The following is a 19,589-nucleotide window of genomic DNA, read 5'->3' on the forward strand; positions in this document are numbered from 1 at the left end:
AGATTTTCATGGTTGCGGGAACGCGGCGCTCGGACCCTGCGTCCAAGTGGCGCAATTCCCGTTCCCGTCAACCGGCGGGGTGGGTCGCCCGTTCTACAATGACGCCTGTTCCACGACGTGAGTCTTCATGCGCACTTTCCTTTCTCTCGGCCGCACGCTCGTGCTGGCCGCAGCCGTGCTGGCGCCCGCCGCCCACGCGAATAACGTCATCATCCTCAATTCGGCAGAAGCCACCCTGTCCCTGATCGATCAGCAGACCCGCCAGGTGATCACGACGATTCCGACGGGGAAGGAGCCGCACCACCTGATGGCGACGCCCGACAACTCGTCGCTGATCGTCGCGAATTCGGTCTCGAACAGCCTGATGTTCGTCGATCCGAAGACGGGCAAGCTGCAACGCACGGTCGAAGGAATCGAGGATCCTTACCAGCTCGGCTTCTCGCCCGATCACAAGTGGTTCGTGTCGACCGGGCTGCGCCTCGATCGCCTCGACATCTACAGCTACGACGGCCGTGACGTGAAGATCGCGAAGCGCCTGCCGCTCGCGGTGATGCCGAGCCACCTCGCGTTCACGAAGGACAGCAAGACGGTGCTCGTGTCGCTGCAGGTGTCCGGCGAGATCGCGGCGGTCGACCTCGCGACGCAGACGGTCAAGTGGAAGATGCCGGTCGGCAAGGTGCCGGCGGGCCTGTGGCTGACGCCGGACGACAAGTACCTGCTGGTCGGGATGACGGGCGCCGATTACGTCGCGGTCGTCGACTGGCGCAACCAGAAGGTCGTGAAGACGATCCAGACGGGCAAGGGCGCGCACAACTTCCGCTCGCTCGCCGACGGCACGCATGTCGCGGTCACGAACCGGGTTGCGAACACGATCAGCATCATCGACGAGAACACGCTCACGAACGTCGGCGACATCACGGGCCTGTTGCCCGGCCCCGACGACATGGAGCTGTCGGCCGACAAGAAGACCCTGTGGGTGACGTTCCGCTTCGCGAAGAAGGTCGGCATCATCGACCTGCCGTCGCGCAAGCTGGTGCAGACGATTTCCGTCGGCCGCTCGCCGCACGGGATCTACTTCTACGACCGCGCGCCGTGGAAGGCCGCGAACGGCGCGTAACGGGCGAGGGCAGAACGATGCTGCACCTGATCGATGCGTTCGTGTCGGACATCCAGACCTGGCTGTACGTCGATATCGTGCAGCCGCTCCTCTTCAAGTTCAACGTGATGGACTATGACGAGGACACCTACGACGCGCTGTACTGGGTGATCGTCGGCGCGCTGCAGATCGTCGCGATGTTCGTGCTGCTGCGCCCGCTCGAGGCGCTGCGGCCGGTCGAGAAATGGGCGAACCGCAAGGCGGTGCGAGTCGACGTGATCTACACGCTGATCGCGAAGCTCGGCATCTACTCGCTGGCCTTCTTCTTCGCGCTGCAGCCGCTGTTCGACAACCTCCAGGCGTGGTTGCGGCTGCACGGCATCTCGAACGTGAACCTCGACTACCTGTGGCCGGGCGTCACGTCGAAGCCGATCGTCGCGTTCGCGATCTATCTGGTCGTGCTCGACTTCGCCGGCTACTGGTATCACCGCTGGCAGCACAAGATCGGCGTCTGGTGGGAACTGCACGCGGTGCATCACAGCCAGCGGCAGATGTCGCTGTGGTGCGACGACCGCAACCACCTGCTCGACGACGTGATCCAGTCGTGCTTCTTCGCAGCGATCGCGCTCGTGATCGGCGTGACGCCGTCGCAGTTCGTCGTGCTGACCGCGCTCACCAACTTCGCGCAGAGCATTCAGCACATCAATGCGCGGCTGTCGTTCGGCTGGCTCGGCGAGCGCCTGCTCGTCAGCCCGACGTTCCACCGGCGCCACCATGCGGTCGGCTACGGCCACGAAGGCACCAAGTACGGCTGCAACTTCGGCGTGCTGTTCCCGTGGTGGGACATGATGTTCGGCACCGCGTCGTGGAACCGCACGGTCGAGCCGACCGGCATCCGCGAGCAGATCGAGGGCGTGTCGTACGGCGAGGGCTTCTGGGCGCAGCACGGGCTCGCGTTCGTGCGGATCTTCCGGCGCCTGTTCCCCGCGAAGCGCGGCGCGGCATCGGCCTGAGCGCGGCGCGCGCCATTTCGGCCATTCCCGCCATCCGTCCCGGCCTGCCGATGTCCGTTCCGGCGCCGGGCATCCTCCACCCGCGGCCCGCATGCGTTTTGGCGCATGCGGGCCGCGTGGTTTATCCTTTCCCGGTTTTTCTCCGTCGAAACAGGCCCGCATGAACGATTTGCTGCGTTCCTTCGTCCGCGCGTTCGCGAGTGCGCTGCACCCGCGCATGCTGTGGCTCACGCTGATGCCGTTTGTCGTGTCGGCCGTGTTCTGGGGCGTGCTGCTGTGGTTCTCGTGGCAGGCGCTCGTCGACGCCGCGCGCGGCGCGCTCGACGGCTTTGCGCTGACGGCGGCGCTCTACCGGGTGTTCGACGTGGTCGGCATGTCGCAGCTGCATGCGGTCGTCGCGCCGTTCGTCGTCGTGTCGCTCGCGATCCCGCTGATCGTGCTGACGGTGCTGCTGCTGATCGCGTCGATTTCGATGCCGGTCGTCGTCAAGCACCTGTCGAACCGCCAGTTCTCGTCGCTCGAAATGAAGCGGGGCGGCACGTTCTTCGGCAGTGTGTTCAATTCTCTGTGGACGGCGCTCGCCGGCATCGTGGTGCTCGTCGTCACGCTGCCGCTGTGGCTGATCCCGCCGTTCTTCGCGCTGCTGCCGCCCGTGATCTGGGGCTGGCTCACGTACCGCGTGATGACCTACGACGCGCTCGCGCAGCACGCGAGCCGCGACGAGCGCCGCGCGCTCGTGCGGCAGCACCGCTGGCCGCTCGTCGGCATCGGCATCGCGACCGGGCTGCTCGGCACGGTGCCGACCTTCATCTGGGTGTCGTCGGTCTGGATGATGGTGCTGTTTCCGTTCGTCGCGGCGGCAATGATCTGGGTTTATGCATTCATTCTGGTGTTCTCGGCGCTGTGGTTCGGCCATTATTGCCTGCGCGCGCTCGAGGACCTGCGCGCGACGCCGCGCGCCACCACAATCGACATGGGGCAGGCATGAGTATCGGCATCATCATCATCGGCGACGAAATCCTTTCGGGCCGCCGACAGGACAAGCATCTGGCGAAGCTCATCGAATTGCTCGGCGCGCGCGGCCTCGCGCTCGACTGGGCCGAGTACGTCGGCGACGATCCGTCGCGCATCACCGCGACGCTCGCGCGCGCGCTCGCATCGGGCGACATCGTGTTCTCGACGGGCGGGATCGGCGCGACGCCGGACGACCATACGCGCCAGTGCGCGGCCGCGGCGCTCGGCGTGCCGCTCGAGCTGCACCCGGAAGCGAAGCGGCTGATCGAGGAGCGCATCCGCGAGACGCACACGGATCCGGACAAGCCGGTCGATTTCGAGTCGCCCGAGAACCAGCACCGCTTCAACATGGGCGTGTTCCCGCACGGCGCGACGATCATCCCGAACGGCTACAACCGGATTCCGGGCTTCTCGGTCGGCGATCTCCACTTCGTGCCGGGCTTCCCGGTGATGGCGTGGCCGATGATCGAATGGGTGCTCGACACGAAGTACGCGCACCTGCATCACGCGACGCCGCACGCGGAGCGGTCGCTATACGTGTTCGAGCTGCCGGAATCGACGCTCACGCCGCTGATGGAGAAGATCGAGCACGACTTTCCGGGCGTGCGGGTGTTCAGCCTGCCGAGCGTCGGCGATGCGGAGCGTGGCGGGATCTACGCGCGCCGCCACATCGACCTCGGCGTGAAGGGCGAGCCGGAGGCGGTCGCGGCCGCGTTCGTGAAGCTGCGCGAGGGCGTGCACCTGCTCGGCGGCGACATCGTCGAGCCCGACGCGCCGCGTGTCTGAGCGCGACGCTGCCAGGATCTTCAAACAAGCAACGGGCCGCAGCCGTTCACAACGGGCGGCCCGTCATCGGCATGTCATCGCGCGGCTCGACGATGGCGCAGTGCCCAGGCGCGGCGCACGGGTGCCGTCATGCACCGATCCACGGCAGCTTGCGGAAGCACCAGCCGTCGACGGTCTTGCGGTGGCCTTCCGCGTCCTTCGCGCCCTCGAAGCCTTCGAGCAGGTCGTACGCCTTCGTGAAGCCGGCTTGCGTGGCGGCGACGGCGGCGAGTTTCGAGCGCGCGGCGCTGCGGCACAGGAACAGCACCGGTGCGCCGGGTTCGATCGCCGCCTTCAGCGCGTCGACGAATTCGGCGTTCGGCACGCCGCCGGGGTAGCGGGTCCATTCGAGATGCAGGTACTGGCCGTCGCCGACGAGCGGGCGGCCGACCCAGTCGAGCTCGGCGCGGGTGCGCACGTCCACGAGGCGCGCCGACGGATCGAGCTGCAGCAGTTCGAATGCCTCGGCCGGCAGCAGCGCGCCGGCGTAGTTGAGCGAGCCTTGCGCGCGGCGTTCGCCGGCCTTCGCGTAAAGCTGTTCGAGCGTACTCATGGCAGGAGGTCTCCGTATCGATCAAACGAACATTCTAGCGTGCCGTCTGCCGCCCGATGCCCGTGCACGACGCCACGTGTGCACCGCACACGCGCTCACCAAAAAGGTGCAGAATGGTGCGAATGCACCAAAACATTTCCTTCCGAACGCCTGACAACGCAGATTGCACCATCGGGGTGCGCGCGCCGGACCGCCCATCGCGCACGAGGCCCCGAAATCGCGCGGCGAAGCCCTGTCGCGGCGAGCCCCAGCGCGATTTGCGGCAGATTCGCGCCAGATTTGCGCACACATGGCACGGAAGCTGCTTTATAGAATTCGGTCGAATCGGGGCGCGCTGCGCCAAAGCCTGACCCCGAGCAGCTCGATAAACGAGGCGGTTCCCAGTCCGCCGGAATTGTTCAATCAGGAGAAGAGGTTATGAGTAAAACCGTCGCGGACGTCATGCAGCTCGTGAAGGACGAGGACGTCAAGTTTGTCGATTTCCGCTTCACGGATACGCGCGGCAAGGAGCAGCACGTGTCGGTGCCGGTTTCGGCGTTTGACGAAGACAAGTTCGAGAGCGGCCATGCGTTCGACGGCTCGTCGATCGCCGGCTGGAAGGGCATCGAGGCGTCGGACATGCTGCTCATGCCGGATCCGAGCGCCGCATTCGTCGACCCGTTCTATGAAGAGTCGACGCTCGTGCTGACCTGCGACGTGGTCGAGCCGGCCGATGGCAAGGGCTACGAACGCGATCCGCGCTCGCTCGCGAAGCGCGGCGAAGCGTACCTGAAGAGCACGGGCCTGGGCGACACCGCCTACTTCGGTCCGGAGCCGGAATTCTTCATTTTCGACTCGGTCCAGTGGAACACGGACATGTCGGGCTGCTTCGTGAAGATCAACTCGGAAGAAGCGCCGTGGTCGGCCGGCAAGGAATTCGAAGGCGGCAACACGGGCCACCGTCCGGGCACGAAGGGCGGCTACTTCCCGGTCGCGCCGGTCGACACGTTCCAGGACATGCGTTCGGAAATGTGCCTGCTGCTCGAACAGCTCGGCATCCCGGTCGAAGTGCACCACCACGAAGTGGCGGGCCAGGGCCAGAACGAAATCGGCACGAAGTTCTCGACGCTCGTGCAGCGTGCCGACTGGACGCAATGGTCGAAGTACATCATCCACAACGTCGCGCACTCGTACGGCAAGACGGCGACGTTCATGCCGAAGCCGGTCGTCGGCGACAACGGTTCGGGCATGCACGTTCACCAGTCGATCTGGAAGGACGGCCAGAACCTGTTCGCGGGTAACGGCTACGCCGGCCTGTCGGAATTCGCGCTGTTCTACATCGGCGGCATCATCAAGCACGCCCGTGCGCTGAACGCGATCACGAACCCGACGACGAACTCGTACAAGCGTCTGGTTCCGCACTTCGAAGCACCGGTCAAGCTCGCGTACTCCGCGCGCAACCGTTCGGCGTCGATCCGCATTCCGCACGTGTCGAACCCGAAGGGCCGCCGCATCGAAACGCGCTTCCCGGACCCGATGGCGAACCCGTACCTGTGCTTCACGGCGCTGATGATGGCGGGCCTCGACGGCGTGCAGAACAAGATCCACCCGGGCGAAGCTGCCGACAAGAACCTGTACGACCTGCCGCCGGAAGAGGATGCAAAGATCCCGACCGTCTGCGCGGGCCTCGACCAGGCACTCGAAGCGCTCGACAAGGATCGCGAGTTCCTGACGCGCGGCGGCGTGTTCACCGACGGCATGATCGATGCGTACCTCGCGCTGAAGGAGCAGGAACTGGCGAAGTTCCGCATGACGACGCATCCGATCGAGTTCGAGATGTACTACTCGCTGTAAGCGGCGATGGCGCTTCGACGCGTATGCGGGCGAAGCGCCGTCACGCCGGTTCGTTTGCGCTGCGCAGTTCCCGGCGCAAGCGGCGGAATCTGAAAAAAGGGGACGGCGCCCAGCCGTCCCCTTTTTGTTCCGCGAAATTCACCACTTTTTGCGCATTCTGGGCGCATTCTGGTCACGACAAGCACGCAAGATGGTTCTGAAGAATCTGATCAAGGCGAAGACGGGGCAGCCTGAGCGTCTGACGGATGACGAGCGGCTCGCCCGCTCGGGGCTGCTCGGCGGACTGGAAGCGTTGCCGACGGTCGTGCTGGTGCTCGACCGCAAGACGCTCAGGATCGCGTTCGCGAATCCGTCCGCGGAGGCGATGCTCGACATCTCGCGCAGGCAGCTCGCGCAGCGTCCGTGGGGCGAGATCTTCCCGAACGCGAACGAGCTCGCGTCGACGATCACCGCGATCGGCGAAGAGCGCTTTCACGCGACGCACCTCGACACAGTGCTCGACCGGCCCGGCCGCGAGCCGCTGCACGTGCATGCGATCGTCGGCTTTCTCGAGAGCGCGCCGGACTTCGTGCTCGTCGAGCTGTTCGAGAACGAGCGCCAGTCGCGCACCGACCGCGAGGAGCGGATCCACGACCTGACCGCGGTCAACAAGCAGCTGATCCGCAATCTCGCGCACGAGATCAAGAACCCGCTGGGCGGGATTCGCGGCGCCGCGCAGCTGCTCGAGTTCGAGCTCGGCGAGCGCGAGCGCGGCGAGCTGCGCGAATACACGCAGGTGATCATCAAGGAATCCGACCGCCTGCAGACGCTCGTCGACCGGCTGCTCGAGCCGCACCGGCATCCGCACATCGTCGGCGACGTGAACATCCATGAAGTGTGCGAGCGCGTGCGCGCGGTGATGCTCGCCGAGTTCCCGCGCGGCCTCACGATCGAGCGCGACTACGACGTCAGCGTGCCGGACCTGCGCGGCGACAAGGAGCAACTGATCCAGGCGTTGCTGAACATCGTGCGCAACGCCGCGCAGGCGCTGCGCGAACGGATCGCCCAGGGCGACGCGAAGATCGAGCTGCGCACGCGGGTTGCGCGCAAGATCACGATCGCGAAGCGCCTGTACAAGCTGGCACTGGACTTGCACGTGATCGACAACGGGCCCGGCATTCCGGAAGAGATCCGCGACCGGATCTTCTATCCGCTCGTGTCCGGGCGCGACGACGGCAGCGGCCTCGGCCTGACACTCGCGCAGACGTTCGTGCAGCAGCACGACGGGATGATCGAGGTCGAAAGCAGGCCCGGCCGCACCGAATTTCAGATTTTGCTGCCGCTCGATCACTGAGCGGCGACATGCGATTCACCGATACATCTGACCGACCTATGAAGCCGATCTGGATAGTTGACGACGACCAATCGATCCGCTGGGTGCTCGAAAAGGCGCTCGCCCGCGACAGCTTCGCGACGAAGAGTTTCGCGAACGTGCGCGATGCGCTCAATGCGCTCGATCACGAGACGCCGCAGGTGCTGGTGTCCGACATCCGGATGCCCGGCGGCTCGGGCCTCGAGCTGCTGCAGGCGATGCACGAGCGGATGCCGGGCCTGCCCGTGATCATCATGACCGCGTTCTCCGATCTCGACAGCGCCGTCGCGGCGTTCCAGGGCGGCGCGTTTGAATATCTCGCGAAGCCGTTCGACGTCGACAAGGCGGTCGAGCTGATCCGCCGCGCGGTCGAAGAGAGCCTGCGCGGCGGCGTGCCCGAGGACGACCGCATCGCCGAAGCGCCCGAGATGCTCGGCCAGGCGCCCGCGATGCAGGACATGTTCCGCGCGATCGGCCGGCTGTCGCATTCGGCCGCGACCGTGCTGATCACCGGCGAATCGGGCACCGGCAAGGAACTCGTCGCGCGCGCGTTGCACCGTCACAGCCCGCGGGCGAACGGGCCGTTCATCGCGCTCAACACCGCGGCGATTCCGAAGGACCTGCTCGAATCCGAGCTGTTCGGCCACGAGCGCGGCGCGTTCACCGGTGCGCAGACGACGCGTCAGGGCCGCTTCGAGCAGGCCGAGAACGGCACGCTGTTCCTCGATGAAATCGGCGACATGCCGTTCGACCTGCAGACGCGCCTGCTGCGCGTGCTGTCGGACGGGCAGTTCTACCGCGTCGGCGGCCACAGCCCGCTGCGCGCGAACGTGCGCGTGATTGCGGCGACGCACCAGAACCTCGAGTCGCGCGTGCGGCAGGGGCTGTTCCGGGAGGATCTGTATCACCGGCTGAACGTGATCCGGCTGCGCCTGCCGCCGCTGCGCGAACGCAGCGAAGACATTGCGCTGCTCACGCGTCACTTCCTGCAGAAGAGCGCGCGCGATCTTGGTGTCGAGCCGAAGCGCGTGTCGGACGAAGCGCTCGCGTACCTGACGTCGCTGCCGTTTCCCGGCAACGTGCGGCAGCTCGAGAACCTCGCGAACTGGCTGACCGTGATGGCGCCTGCGCAGACGGTCGAGATCAAGGATCTGCCGCCCGATCTCGTGCCGTCCGGCACTGCGGTCGCGGCGACCGGCGACGGCGCGGACTTGCACGTCCATGCGGCGGGCGGCGAAGCGGCGGCGCCGGTTGCGGCAGGCACGACGAGCGTGATGAGCGCGCCCGTCGCGGTTGCGCCCGGCAGCGGCCCGGCCGGCTATCCGATGTGGGAGCACGGTTTGCGCACCGAAGTTGCGCGGCTGCTGCGCGAGAACTCGGCGGACGTGATGGATGAGCTCGCGCGCCGCTTCGAGGCCGCGGTGATCCGCGAGGCGCTCGACTTCACGCGCGGCCGCAAGGTCGAGGCGGCGGAGCGGCTCGGCATCGGCCGCAACACGATCACGCGCAAGATCCAGGAGCTGCATCTGGAGCCGTGAGCGGCGGCGTCACGAGCAACGTGCGCATGTGCGCGCGATCAAACGAAACGGGGCGCTGTTCACTGCAGCGCCCCGTTTTTTTTCATCGTGCCGTGCCGCCGCGCGACAAGTACTTGGTCAAGCGCTCGGCAGGTCGAGCTGCGCGACGACGGGCGTGTGGTCGGACGGCTGCTCCCACGTGCGCGGCGTGCGATCGACCTCGCACGACGTGCAGGCGTCCGCGAGCGGTGCCGACAGCAGGATGTGGTCGATGCGCAGCCCCGCGTTGCGGCGGAACGCCATCATCCGGTAGTCCCACCACGTGAAGGTCTTCTCCGGTTGCTCGAAGCGGCGGAACGCGTCGACGAGCCCGAGTTCGACGAGGCCCGCGAAGTGCGCGCGCTCCTGCGGCGACACGAGATTCTGGCCTTCCCATTTCGAGGGATCGTGCACGTCGCGATCTTCGGGCGCGATGTTGTAGTCGCCGAGCAGCGCGAGCTTCGGATAGCGCTGCAGCTCCGAGCGCAGCCATGCGTTCAGCGCGTCGAGCCACTGCATCTTGTAGACGAACTTGTCGGAGTCGGGCGCCTGGCCGTTCGGGAAGTACGCGGAGATGATGCGGGTGCCGGCGATCGTCACCGCGACCACGCGCTGCTGCGGATCGTCGAAGCCCGGGATGTTGCGGGTCACGTCGGATTCGTCGAACGTCAGCGTATCGCGCGCGAGGATCGCGACGCCGTTGTAGGTCTTCTGGCCCGTGAACCAGGCACGGTAGCCGGCCGCCTCGAGATCGGCGCGCGGGAATTTGTCGTCCGGCAGCTTCAGCTCCTGCAGGCACAGCACGTCGGTTTCGCTTTGCGCGAGCCAGTCGAGCACGTGCTGTTTGCGGACGTTGAGCGAGTTGACGTTCCAGGTGGCGATCTTCATGGAAAGGGCGAGAGCAGCGTGATTGCAAAGGCCGCCATCTTACCGCGTGCACGATGTGCGGTCGTGCGCGATGCGGGGTTCGACGATGCCGGTGCGATGGCGACGATGCGCGAACAAGAAGAAATCGTGACAAACCTATTGACGTGAATGCCTAACACCCCTATAATTTATTTCTCTGACGCGGGGTGGAGCAGTCTGGCAGCTCGTCGGGCTCATAACCCGAAGGTCGTAGGTTCAAATCCTACCCCCGCAACCAAGCACATCTGGCGATGTGCAGCGCAAGTGACCGATGCGCACCTCGCCAACAAGAACCCGGCCCAGGCCGGGTTTTTTGTTATCTGCGTGTGCGATTCGCGTGCCGTGCCGTGCCGTGCCGTGCCGTGCCGTGCCGTGCCGTGCCGTGCCGTGCCGTGCCGTGCCGATGCATGCTCGCGTCAACGTTCCTCTTGTGACGATCGCGATCAGGTGCTGCCGATGCGCTGCATCCTGCGGTTCAGGAAAGCGCGTGCAAACAGTCCGCTTGAGCGCATTGCGGTGACGCGTTTCGCGCGAATCAGTCCGCCGCCCACTCAACCGCTGCCTGCGCATGCAGTGCAGTCGTATCGAACACCGGCAACGGCGAGTCTTCCGGCCCGATCAGCAGCGTGATTTCCGTGCAGCCGAGGATCACGCCCTGCGCGCCGCGCTGCGCGAGCGCTTCGATGATCCGCACATACGTCGCACGCGATTCCGGTTCGACGACACCATGACACAGCTCGTCGTAGATGATCCGGTGCACGTCTTCACGCTCGCGCGCGTCCGGCACGAGCACGTCGAGCCCGAACTTCTCGCGCAGCCTGTCCGCGTAGAACGGCAGTTCCATCGTATAGCGCGTGCCGAGCAGGCCGACGCGCGTGACGCCGGCTGCGCGCAACGCGTCGCCGGTCGGATCGGCAATGTGCAGGAACGGCAGCGCGACCGCCGCTTCGATCGCGTCGTGCACGCGATGCATCGTATTGGTCGTGAGGACGACGAGCTCCGCACCGCCCGCTTCGAGCTGCCGCGCGGCGGCGGCCATCTGCGCGCCGAGCGCCGGCCAGTCGTGTGCGCGCTGCAGCGCTTCGATTTCCGCGAAGTCGACGGTCACCATCACGCTCTTCGCATTGTGATGACCGCCATGCCGCGCCTTCGAATAGCGGTTCAGCAGCCGGTAGTATTCGGCCGACGATTCCCAGCTCATCCCGCCGATCAGTCCGATCGTTTTCATCCGTTACCTTTGCTTTCGTGTGTCACGGGGAACGAGTATAGGGGCCGGTGCGCCCGCGCGGCGGTACGATCCGCGCAAAGCGGGCCGGTACGGCGCCGCTTCGCATGGCGGCACGCGGCAGTTGAAATGGGCACTGTGTTTTTGTACAGTATCGGCACCGTGAGCCCAACCGTCATCCCGCCTGCCGATTCGAGCGCGCCGCCAGCGAGCGACGCGCCGACGCGCGTGCGCAAGATCATCCACTGCGATTGCGACTGCTTCTACGCGTCGGTGGAGATGCGCGACGACCCGTCGCTGCGCGGGCGTCCGCTCGCGGTCGGAGGCCGCCCCGACCAGCGCGGCGTGATTGCGACCTGCAACTACGAGGCGCGGCGCTACGGCGTGCATTCGGCGATGTCGTCGGCGCTCGCGATGCGCAAGTGCCCCGATCTGCTGATCCTGCCGTCCGCGATGGACAAGTACCGCGCAGCGTCGCGCCAGATCATGGCGATCTATCGAGACTACACGGCCGACGTCGAGCCGTTGTCGCTCGACGAGGCGTATCTCGACGTGAGCCGCTCCGAGCGGTGCCAGGGCAGTGCGACGCTGATCGCCCGCGAGATTCGCCAGCGGGTGTTCGAAACGGTCGGCGTGACGGTGTCGGCTGGCGTCGCGCCGAACAAGTTCATCGCGAAGATCGCATCCGATTGGAACAAGCCCGACGGCCTGTTCGTCGTGCGTCCGCATGAAGTCGACGCTTTCGTCGCGGCGCTGCCGGTGCGCAAGCTGCACGGCGTCGGCAAGGTGACGGCCGCGCGTCTCGACCGGCTCGGCATCCAGACCTGCGCGCAGTTGCGCGAATGGTCGCTGATCGATCTGCATCGCGAATTCGGTGCGTTCGGGCGGCGTCTCTACGAGCTGTCGCGCGGCATCGACGAGCGCTCCGTGCAGGCGGACCAGGAGCGCAAGTCGGTCAGCGTCGAGACGACCTACGTGACCGACCTGACGACGCTCGAACAATGCGCGGCCGAGATCCGCCGTCTCGTCGTCCAGCTCGATGCACGCGTCGCTCGTGCGGACGCCGCGCGATCGATCCGCAAGCTGTACGTGAAGATCCGCTTCGCCGATTTCCAGCGCACGACGGTCGAATGCGTTGCCGATGCGACGAACGCCGAGACGGCCGTCGCGCTGCTCGCGAAGGGCTTGATGCGGCGTGCGCAGCCCGTGCGATTGCTCGGCGTTGGCGTGCGCATCGACGAGGATACGCCCGAGCGCCATGGCCAGATCGCGCTGTTCGAACCCGAGCCGCTGGCGCGATGAAAAACGGCACCGCAAAATACGGTGCCGTCGTCATCGATACGGGAAAGGCCGGCAGGGCGCTCAGTGCGCGGGCGCCGCCATTCCGTTGTGGCGCAGCAGCGCGTCGATGTTCGGTTCGCGGCCGCGGAACGCCTTGAACGAATCCATCGCCGGGCGGCTGCCGCCGACTTCGAGGATCTCGCGGCGATAGCGCGTGCCGGTTTCAGTATCAAGCACGCTGCCGCCCGCCTCGGCGGCTTCCTCGAATGCCGCATACGCGTCGGCCGACAGCACTTCCGCCCACTTGTAGCTGTAGTAGCCGGCCGCGTAGCCGCCCGCGAAGATGTGGCTGAACGTGTTCGGCCAGCGCGAGAACGGCGCCTGCGGGATCACGTGGTAGCGCTCGTTGATCTCGCGTGCGAACGCGTTCACGGCGACCGCGCCCGCCGGATCGAAGTCGACGTGCAGCAGCATGTCGAACATCGAGAACACGATTTGCCGCAGCGTGCCGAGCCCGCTCTGGAAGTTCTTCGCGGCGATCATCTTGTCGAACAGCGCGCGCGGCAGCGTCGCGCCCGTGTCGACGTGCGACGACATCGACGACAGCACGTCCCATTCCCAGCAGAAGTTCTCCATGAACTGCGACGGCAGTTCGACCGCATCCCACTCGACGCCGTTGATGCCCGACACGCCGAGCTCGTCGACGCGCGTCAGCATATGGTGCAGGCCGTGGCCGAATTCGTGGAACAGCGTGATCACTTCGTCGTGCGTGAAGCACGCGGGCTTGCCGCCGATCGGCGCGGAGAAATTGCAGGTCAGGTACGCGACCGGCGTCTGCACATCGCCGCCGCGCTTCGCACGCGAGCGCGCGTCGTCCATCCACGCGCCGCCGCGCTTGCCTTCGCGCGCATACAGGTCGAGATAGAACTGCGCGACGAGCGAGCCGTCGTGGTTCTCGACGCGGAAGAAGCGCACGTCCTGGTGCCACACCGCCGCGTCGTCCGGCTTGATGCGCACGCCGAACAGCGTTTCGGTGACGGTGAACAGGCCCTTCAGCACGGCCGGTTCCGGGAAGTACTGCTTGACCTCGTTTTCCGAGAACGCATAGCGCTGCTGGCGCAGCTTCTCGGCTGCATACGCGACGTCCCACGGCGCGAGCTCGGTCAGGCCGAGTTCCTTCGCGGCGAAGGCGCGCAGCTCGTCCCAGTCCTTGTCCGCATGCGGACGCGCGCGCGTCGCGAGATCCTCGAGGAACGCGATCACCTGCTGCGGCGATTCGGCCATCTTCGGCGCGAGCGACACTTCGGCGAAGTTGCGGTAGCCGAGCATTTGCGCCTCTTCGCGGCGCAGCTTCAGTTCGTCGGCGACGATCGCCGTGTTGTCCCAATCCGCGTTGCCGGCGCCGTATTGCGGGCCGAGTTCGGACGCGCGCGTCGAGTACGCACGATAGAGCGTCTCGCGCATCGCGCGGTTGTCCGCGTACTGCAGCACCGGGAAATACGACGGGAAGTGCAGCGTGAATTTCCAGCCGTCCTTGCCTTCCTTCTGCGCGGCTTCGCGGGCGGCTTCGATCGCGTCGCCGGGCAGGCCGGCGAGCTCGGCTTCGTCCTGCACGAAGTACGCGTACGCGTTGGTCGCGTCGAGCACGTGGTCGGAAAACGACTTCGACAGTGCGGCCTGCTGCTCCTGCAGTTCGGCGAAGCGCGGCTTCTGCTCCTCGGGCAGCTCGGCGCCCGACAGGCGGAAGTCGCGCAGCGCGTTGTCGAGGATCTTGCGGCGCTCGGCGGACAGCGTCGCGTATTCGGCGCTCGCGGCGATGGCCTTGTATTTCTCGTACAGCGCAAGGTTCTGCCCGACGCTCGACCAGAATTCGGTGACGCGCGGCAGGTTCTCGCCGTACGCGGCGCGCAGCTCCGGCGTGTCGGCGACCGCGTTCAGGTGGCCGACGATGCCCCACGCGCGGCCGAGCGGCTCCGACGCGCGTTCGACCGTCTCGACGATGTCTGCCCACGTAGCCGGCGTCGCGGGTGCGCTGGCGGCGTCGACCGCGCGATTGGCGTCGTCGAGCAGCGTGTCGAGCGCGGGCGTCACATGTTCCGGGCGGATCTCGCCGAAGCGGGGCAGGCCGGAGAAATCGAGGAGCGGATTGGTATTGGCGCTTGCGGACATAAGACTCCCTGTCTGTTGCCGGATGAACCGGGGTGATGAGGGTAGGGCGCTGTGGCGCCCGATACCGACATTATTGGGGCGCATCGCACGCTTTCCAATCGTTAGTTTCTAACGGCGCGATTGGGGCGGGGTCGCATGGGGCCGACGGGCGCCTGGCGGAAGTGCTGAGGAAGTGTTGCGGAAGCACGGCGGAAGCACGGCAGAAGTACGGCAGAGGTACGGCAGAAGTACGGCAGAAGTACGGCAGAAGTACGGCAGAAGTACGGCAGAAGTACGGCAGAAGTACGGCAGAAGTACGGCAGAAGTACGGCAGAAGCGCCGGCGCGCTGGCACGCGCCGGCAGACAGCGGGGGTCAGGCGGCTGCGGCGGCGCGCTCGGCGGCTTCGATCGTGTTGATCAGCAGCATCGTGATGGTCATCGGGCCGACGCCGCCCGGCACCGGCGTGATGTGGCCGGCGACTTCCTTCACGCCCGCGAAATCGACGTCGCCGCACAGCTTGCCGGCGTCGTCGCGGTTCATGCCGACGTCGATCACGGTCGCGCCCGGCTTCACCATGTCGGCGGTCAGGATGTTGCGCTTGCCGACCGCGGCGACGACGATGTCGGCCTGCCGCGTGTGCGCGGCGAGGTCGCGCGTCTTGCTGTGGCAGATCGTCACGGTCGCGCCCGCTTCGAGCAGCAGCATCGCCATCGGCTTGCCGACGATGTTCGAGCGGCCGATCACGACTGCGTTCGCGCCTTGCAGCGGGATGTCGTGCGCTTCGAACATCTTCATCACGCCGTACGGCGTGCACGGGCGGAACAGCGGCTTGCCGGTCATCAGCGCGCCCGCATTCGCGACGTGGAAGCCGTCGACGTCCTTCTCCGGCGCGATCGCCTCGAGCACCTTGTGGCTGTCGATGTGCTTCGGCAGCGGCAGCTGGACGAGGATCCCGTGGATCTGCGGGTCGCGGTTCAGTTCGTCGATGCGCGCGAGCAGGTCCGCCTCGGACAGCGACGCCGGGTAGCGGTCCTTCAGCGAGAAGAAGCCGTTGTCCTCGCACGCCTTGATCTTGTTGCGCACGTAGACTTCGCTGGCCGGATTGTCGCCGACGAGGATCACCGCGAGGCCGGGCTGGTGGCCGCGTGCGGTCAATGCGGCGGCGCGTTCGGCGGCCTGGGCGCGCAAGGTCTTCGAAAGGGCGTTGCCGTCGATGAGGAGGGCTGTCATGGTGGTGGGTTCTGCCGGGAAGTTGGAATGCGGGCGTGCGGCGCATCGGGTTGCGCCGCAGCAAAGCACGGAATTATACCGTCCGCCTGCCATCGTCCGACAGCGAATGCGTGGGATGCGTCATCGGCGAGACGCCGCGGCGCAGGTGCCGGAACGAACCGCCGACGCGCCAGCCGCTTGAAAGCGAGGGCGCCGCCGCGCGCACGTGTCGCGTCGCGCGGCGCGGAGCAGGCCCGGCAGGCGCCGGGCCGTGCAGGCACTTACGCCTGCTTCTTCGACAGCGCGAGGCGCAGCAGGTCGGCCACCGTGTTGACGTTGAGCTTTTCCATGATGTTCGCGCGGTGCGCTTCGACCGTCTTGATGCTGATGCCGAGATCGTCGGCGATCTGCTTGTTCAGGCGGCCCGCGATGATCCGCTCGAGCACCTGCTGCTCGCGGGCGGTCAGCTTCGACAGGCGCTCGCTCGCGGCACGCTGTTCCTGGACGCTCTTGCTTTCGCTTCGGGCCTTGTCGAGCATCCGCTCGACGAGCTTGCGCAGTTCCGCCTCGTCGAACGGCTTCTCGATAAAGTCCATCGCACCCTTTTTCATCGTCGACACGGCCATCGGCACGTCACCGTGGCCGGTCACGAAGATGATCGGCAGCGCGGCGTTGTCGGCGATCAGGCGCTCCTGCAGTTCGAGGCCGCTCATCCCGGACATCCGCACGTCGAGGATCAGGCACGCGATCTGGCCGGCCTGCTGGCCCGGCTGATACGCATCGAGGAACTGCTCGGCGCTCGAGAAACATTGCACGCGATAGCCGTTCGCCTCCAGCAGCCAGCGCAGCGAGTCCCGTACGGCCTCGTCGTCGTCGACGACGAAGACGGTTTCCTGAGTGGTGGTGACAGGGCTATTCATAGTTCTCCCGTAACGGTATGTGATGCCGAAATCCCGGACCCCCCTTGGCCGAGATCAGCGGGTTCCCCAATGGGCAGACTGCAGTGGAACGTCGCGCCGGAGATGCGGCCATCCGGCTCGACGTTGTTCACCACCCACAGACGCCCGCGATGCGATTCGATGATCGAGCGGCAGATGTTCAGCCCCATGCCCATGCCGTCGGACTTGGTGCTGTAGAACGGCTCGAACAGGCGCTCGGCGGTCGCTTCGTCGACGCCCGGGCCCTGATCGATCACACGGATGTCGACGAAACCCGCCTCGATGTCGGCGACGACGCGAATCACGCCGTCCGCCGACGCCGGCTTCACGTCCGCCATCGCTTCGGCGGCGTTCTTCATCAGGTTCACGAGCACCTGCTCGATGAGCACGGGGTCGACATAAATAATAGGCATTCTTGCGAGGATTTCCGTGACGATCCGGATCCTGCGCTTCCTGGCCTCGATTTCGGCGAGTCCGACCGCATCGGCGACGATGTCGGCGACGCGCGCCGGCTGGCGCTTCGGCTCGCTGCGCTTCACGAATTCGCGGATCCGCTTGACGATCATCCCCGCGCGCAGCGCCTGTTGCGCGGTCTTCTCGAGCGCGGGCGCGAGCGTTTCGTTGGTTGCGCGGCCGCTCTTCACGAGCGCGAGCGTGCCCGAGCAGTAGTTGTTGATCGCCGCGAGCGGCTGGTTCAATTCGTGCGCAATCGACGACGCCATTTCGCCCATCGTCATCAATCGGCTCGTGAACTGCAGCTTCTCTTCCTGCTGGTGCGCGAGTTCCTGTGCCCTCTTGCGGGTCGTGATGTCGGTCGCGATCTGCATCTGCGCGAGGTGGCCGTCGACCCACTGGATGTACTGGCGGCGCACCTCGAACCACTTCTGGATGCTCTCGACATAGACTTCCTGCGCGTCCGCGGTGCTGCTCGTCAGCGCGGCAGCGGGCAGGCCCGCGAACGTGTCGACCATGTCGATCGAGTCGGACGACGCCTGCGCACGGTCGAAGCCGCCGCCGGACAGCTCGAGGTGGCCGTCCGGGCGGATCCCGAACAGGTGGCGGTAGTAGCGGTTCGCGAACAGCAGCTCGGCTTCGTCGGCCGCGAGCACCGACACTGCCGCGTCCAGGCTTTCCAGCACCGTCGTGAAGCGTTCGTGCGCGGCGGCGAGTTCCTCGCGCGCGCGCTTCGGCTCGGTGATGTCGGTCATCGACGACATCCAGCCGGTCTGGCGGCCCGAGCTGTCGATCAGCGGCGACACGTAGAGGCGCGCATGGAACAGCGTGCCGTTCTTGCGCCGCACGCGCAGCTCGAAGCCCGAGCTCGGCGCCTTGCCGCGCAGCGTCATGTCGAGCTGCCGCTGCATTTCCGGATATGCGTCGCGCGGCCAGTACGGGAACGGCGCGACCTTGCCGACGAGGTCGCTCTCGTCCCAGCCGGTCATCCGGCAGAACGCCGGGTTCACGTGCGTGATGCGGCCGTGCATGTCGAGCACGCGCATGCCGATCAGCACCGAGTTCTCCATCGCGCGGCGGAAGAATGCTTCCGCGTACAGCGCCTGCTGCGCCTCGAAGCGCTGGCGCGTGTGCTTCCACAGGCTCCAGAGGCTCCACAGCACGAAGCAGGACAGCCCCGCGACGAGCCAGACGAGCGTATTGTTGGTCAGGTTCGTGAGCTGCGGGAACGCGTAGACGCGCACGGTCAGGCCCTGGCCGGGCGGGTCGAGCGGCAGGTCGTAGTGCGAGTCGCGCGGCAGGCGCGGGCGCGACGACGTCGACGACAGTTCGCGGTTGTTCGCGTCGGTGATCGAGATCTTGTATTTCGACGACAGCTCGGACGGGATGTCGTGCTTCAGGATGCCTTCGACCGAGAACACGGCGGCGATCGACCCGAGGTATTCGCGGTCGCCGCGCATCACGGGCGTCTGCAGCGTGATGTAGCCGTTGCCGAAGTCGTCGTAGGTCAGCGGCGAGTAGGCCTGGCGGCGCGAGTTGCGCGCGTCGTCGTACGCGCCGCGCACTGCGTCCTGCATCTGCGCATCGTTCGGCTTCGCGAGCCGCTGGCCGAGCAGCGGCGGATGCACGGTCGGCCAGCGCTGCGTGCCGGGCGCCGTGTACCAGTTCAGGTAGAGGATCTCCGGATGCGTCTGCATCACGTCCGCGACCGCCATCTGGAACGCGTTCTGGTCGAGGCGGCCGGACGCCAGGTCACGGGAGAGGGCCTGCAGCTGCTCCTGCGCGCCCGTCATCGACAGGCGGATCTGCTGCTGCGCCCATGCGACGTTGCGGAACAGCGTGTCTTCCTGCTGCTGCTGCTCGCGGCGGTTGAGGCTCCATAGGATGAGGCTCATCACCACGAGGAACACCAGGATCGACAGCAGGGGCGTCAGCAAATAGGAATTGGACCACCACGGTCCGTGGTGCCAACGGGACGGCTGCGACTCCGCCGGCGGGCCCGACGGTCGCGCCGAGCGTGCGAAAAGCCGATCGGTCAACATGGCAGGATTGTAGCGCAGCGCAATTGATGGAAAACCTATACCGGATATGTTGAACGGAAACGAATTTACCGCGCGGTGACGCGCCCTGGCGCCCCGAAACAAGGGTGCGGCGCAGCAATATTCCGCATTGCGAGAAAAGATCTC

The 19,589-nt window shown here is 66.2% G+C and carries 16 protein-coding genes, 1 tRNA gene and 1 pseudogene; 11 read left to right on the forward strand and 7 right to left on the reverse strand.

What is annotated here, in order from left to right:
* The first annotated feature begins 127 nt into the window (after positions 1–127).
* From ACV22Z_RS08715 to ACV22Z_RS08730, 4 genes are all read left to right on the forward strand, one after another.
* Complete coding sequence (locus ACV22Z_RS08715; protein WP_448075917.1) at positions 128–1,117, forward strand: YVTN family beta-propeller repeat protein; 990 nt, start codon at positions 128–130, stop codon at positions 1,115–1,117.
* 17 nt (positions 1,118–1,134) lie between these two features.
* Positions 1,135–2,109: a sterol desaturase family protein gene (locus ACV22Z_RS08720; RefSeq protein WP_448075918.1), complete on the forward strand. Its 975-nt coding sequence runs from the start codon at positions 1,135–1,137 to the stop codon at positions 2,107–2,109.
* Between the two features lie 160 nt (positions 2,110–2,269).
* A complete protein-coding gene (locus ACV22Z_RS08725) occupies positions 2,270–3,097 on the forward strand; it encodes an EI24 domain-containing protein (protein ID WP_448075919.1) in 828 nt (275 codons plus the stop codon).
* Positions 3,094–3,909: a competence/damage-inducible protein A gene (locus ACV22Z_RS08730; protein WP_448075920.1), complete on the forward strand. Its 816-nt coding sequence runs from the start codon at positions 3,094–3,096 to the stop codon at positions 3,907–3,909. Before ACV22Z_RS08725 ends, ACV22Z_RS08730 begins: the two co-directional genes overlap by 4 nt.
* Before the next feature lie 127 nt (positions 3,910–4,036).
* On the opposite strand, the gene ACV22Z_RS08735 is transcribed toward ACV22Z_RS08730, so the two are convergent.
* On the reverse strand, positions 4,037–4,501 hold the full coding sequence (locus ACV22Z_RS08735; protein WP_448075921.1) for a rhodanese-like domain-containing protein: 465 nt from the start codon (positions 4,499–4,501) through the stop codon (positions 4,037–4,039).
* A 417-nt stretch (positions 4,502–4,918) separates the two neighbouring features.
* Here ACV22Z_RS08735 and glnA point away from each other — a divergent pair, with 417 nt between their 5' ends.
* The 3 genes from glnA (at position 4,919) to ntrC (ending at position 9,223) form a co-directional block, all read left to right on the forward strand.
* Entirely contained in the window at positions 4,919–6,334 is a 1,416-nt protein-coding gene (glnA, locus tag ACV22Z_RS08740) for a type I glutamate--ammonia ligase (protein ID WP_448075922.1), read from the forward strand.
* A 190-nt stretch (positions 6,335–6,524) separates the two neighbouring features.
* Positions 6,525–7,667 (forward strand): nitrogen regulation protein NR(II), encoded by a 1,143-nt coding sequence (gene glnL / locus ACV22Z_RS08745; RefSeq protein WP_448075923.1) that lies wholly within the window; start codon positions 6,525–6,527, stop codon positions 7,665–7,667.
* Positions 7,668–7,705: 38 nt separating this feature from the next.
* The gene (gene ntrC / locus ACV22Z_RS08750) at positions 7,706–9,223 is read left to right on the forward strand and encodes a nitrogen regulation protein NR(I) (protein WP_448075924.1); all 1,518 of its coding nucleotides are present in this window, start codon (positions 7,706–7,708) and stop codon (positions 9,221–9,223) included.
* 117 nt (positions 9,224–9,340) lie between these two features.
* Here the strand turns inward: ntrC and xth are convergent, their stop codons facing one another.
* Complete coding sequence (xth, locus tag ACV22Z_RS08755) at positions 9,341–10,129, reverse strand: exodeoxyribonuclease III (RefSeq protein WP_448075925.1); 789 nt, start codon at positions 10,127–10,129, stop codon at positions 9,341–9,343.
* Between the two features lie 18 nt (positions 10,130–10,147).
* Between xth and ACV22Z_RS08760 the strand changes: the two genes are divergently transcribed.
* Positions 10,148–10,276, forward strand: coding sequence for a hypothetical protein (locus ACV22Z_RS08760; RefSeq protein ID WP_448075926.1), 129 nt, complete (start codon positions 10,148–10,150; stop codon positions 10,274–10,276).
* A gap of 32 nt (positions 10,277–10,308) precedes the next feature.
* A tRNA-Met gene (locus ACV22Z_RS08765) sits at positions 10,309–10,385 on the forward strand.
* A 297-nt stretch (positions 10,386–10,682) separates the two neighbouring features.
* Here ACV22Z_RS08765 and ACV22Z_RS08770 read toward each other — a convergent pair.
* Positions 10,683–11,375 (reverse strand): aspartate/glutamate racemase family protein, encoded by a 693-nt coding sequence (locus tag ACV22Z_RS08770; protein ID WP_448075927.1) that lies wholly within the window; start codon positions 11,373–11,375, stop codon positions 10,683–10,685.
* A 135-nt stretch (positions 11,376–11,510) separates the two neighbouring features.
* Here ACV22Z_RS08770 and dinB point away from each other — a divergent pair, with 135 nt between their 5' ends.
* On the forward strand, positions 11,511–12,674 hold the full coding sequence (dinB, locus tag ACV22Z_RS08775) for a DNA polymerase IV (RefSeq protein WP_448075928.1): 1,164 nt from the start codon (positions 11,511–11,513) through the stop codon (positions 12,672–12,674).
* Between the two features lie 60 nt (positions 12,675–12,734).
* Here the strand turns inward: dinB and ACV22Z_RS08780 are convergent, their stop codons facing one another.
* The 4 genes from ACV22Z_RS08780 to fixL all read right to left on the reverse strand — a co-directional run bounded on the left by ACV22Z_RS08780 (position 12,735) and on the right by fixL (position 19,445).
* Positions 12,735–14,822: a M3 family metallopeptidase gene (locus tag ACV22Z_RS08780; protein ID WP_448075929.1), complete on the reverse strand. Its 2,088-nt coding sequence runs from the start codon at positions 14,820–14,822 to the stop codon at positions 12,735–12,737.
* A gap of 353 nt (positions 14,823–15,175) precedes the next feature.
* A complete protein-coding gene (folD, locus tag ACV22Z_RS08785) occupies positions 15,176–16,033 on the reverse strand; it encodes a bifunctional methylenetetrahydrofolate dehydrogenase/methenyltetrahydrofolate cyclohydrolase FolD (protein WP_448075930.1) in 858 nt (285 codons plus the stop codon).
* 260 nt (positions 16,034–16,293) lie between these two features.
* Entirely contained in the window at positions 16,294–16,932 is a 639-nt protein-coding gene (gene fixJ, locus ACV22Z_RS08790; RefSeq protein ID WP_448075931.1) for an oxygen response regulator transcription factor FixJ, read from the reverse strand.
* Positions 16,929–19,445 carry an oxygen sensor histidine kinase FixL gene (fixL, locus tag ACV22Z_RS08795; RefSeq protein ID WP_448075932.1) on the reverse strand — a complete coding sequence of 839 codons (2,517 nt, stop codon included), beginning with the start codon at positions 19,443–19,445 and terminating at the stop codon, positions 16,929–16,931. The genes fixJ and fixL overlap by 4 nt, the downstream gene beginning before the upstream one ends.
* Between fixL and ACV22Z_RS08800 the strand changes: the two are divergent.
* Positions 19,365–19,582: pseudogene (locus ACV22Z_RS08800) on the forward strand (hypothetical protein); the annotation flags it as partial. The gene fixL and the pseudogene ACV22Z_RS08800 sit on opposite strands and share 81 nt — an antisense overlap.
* Positions 19,583–19,589: the final 7 nt, after the last annotated feature.

The sequence above is a fragment of the Burkholderia sp. PU8-34 genome (genome assembly GCF_053427725.1).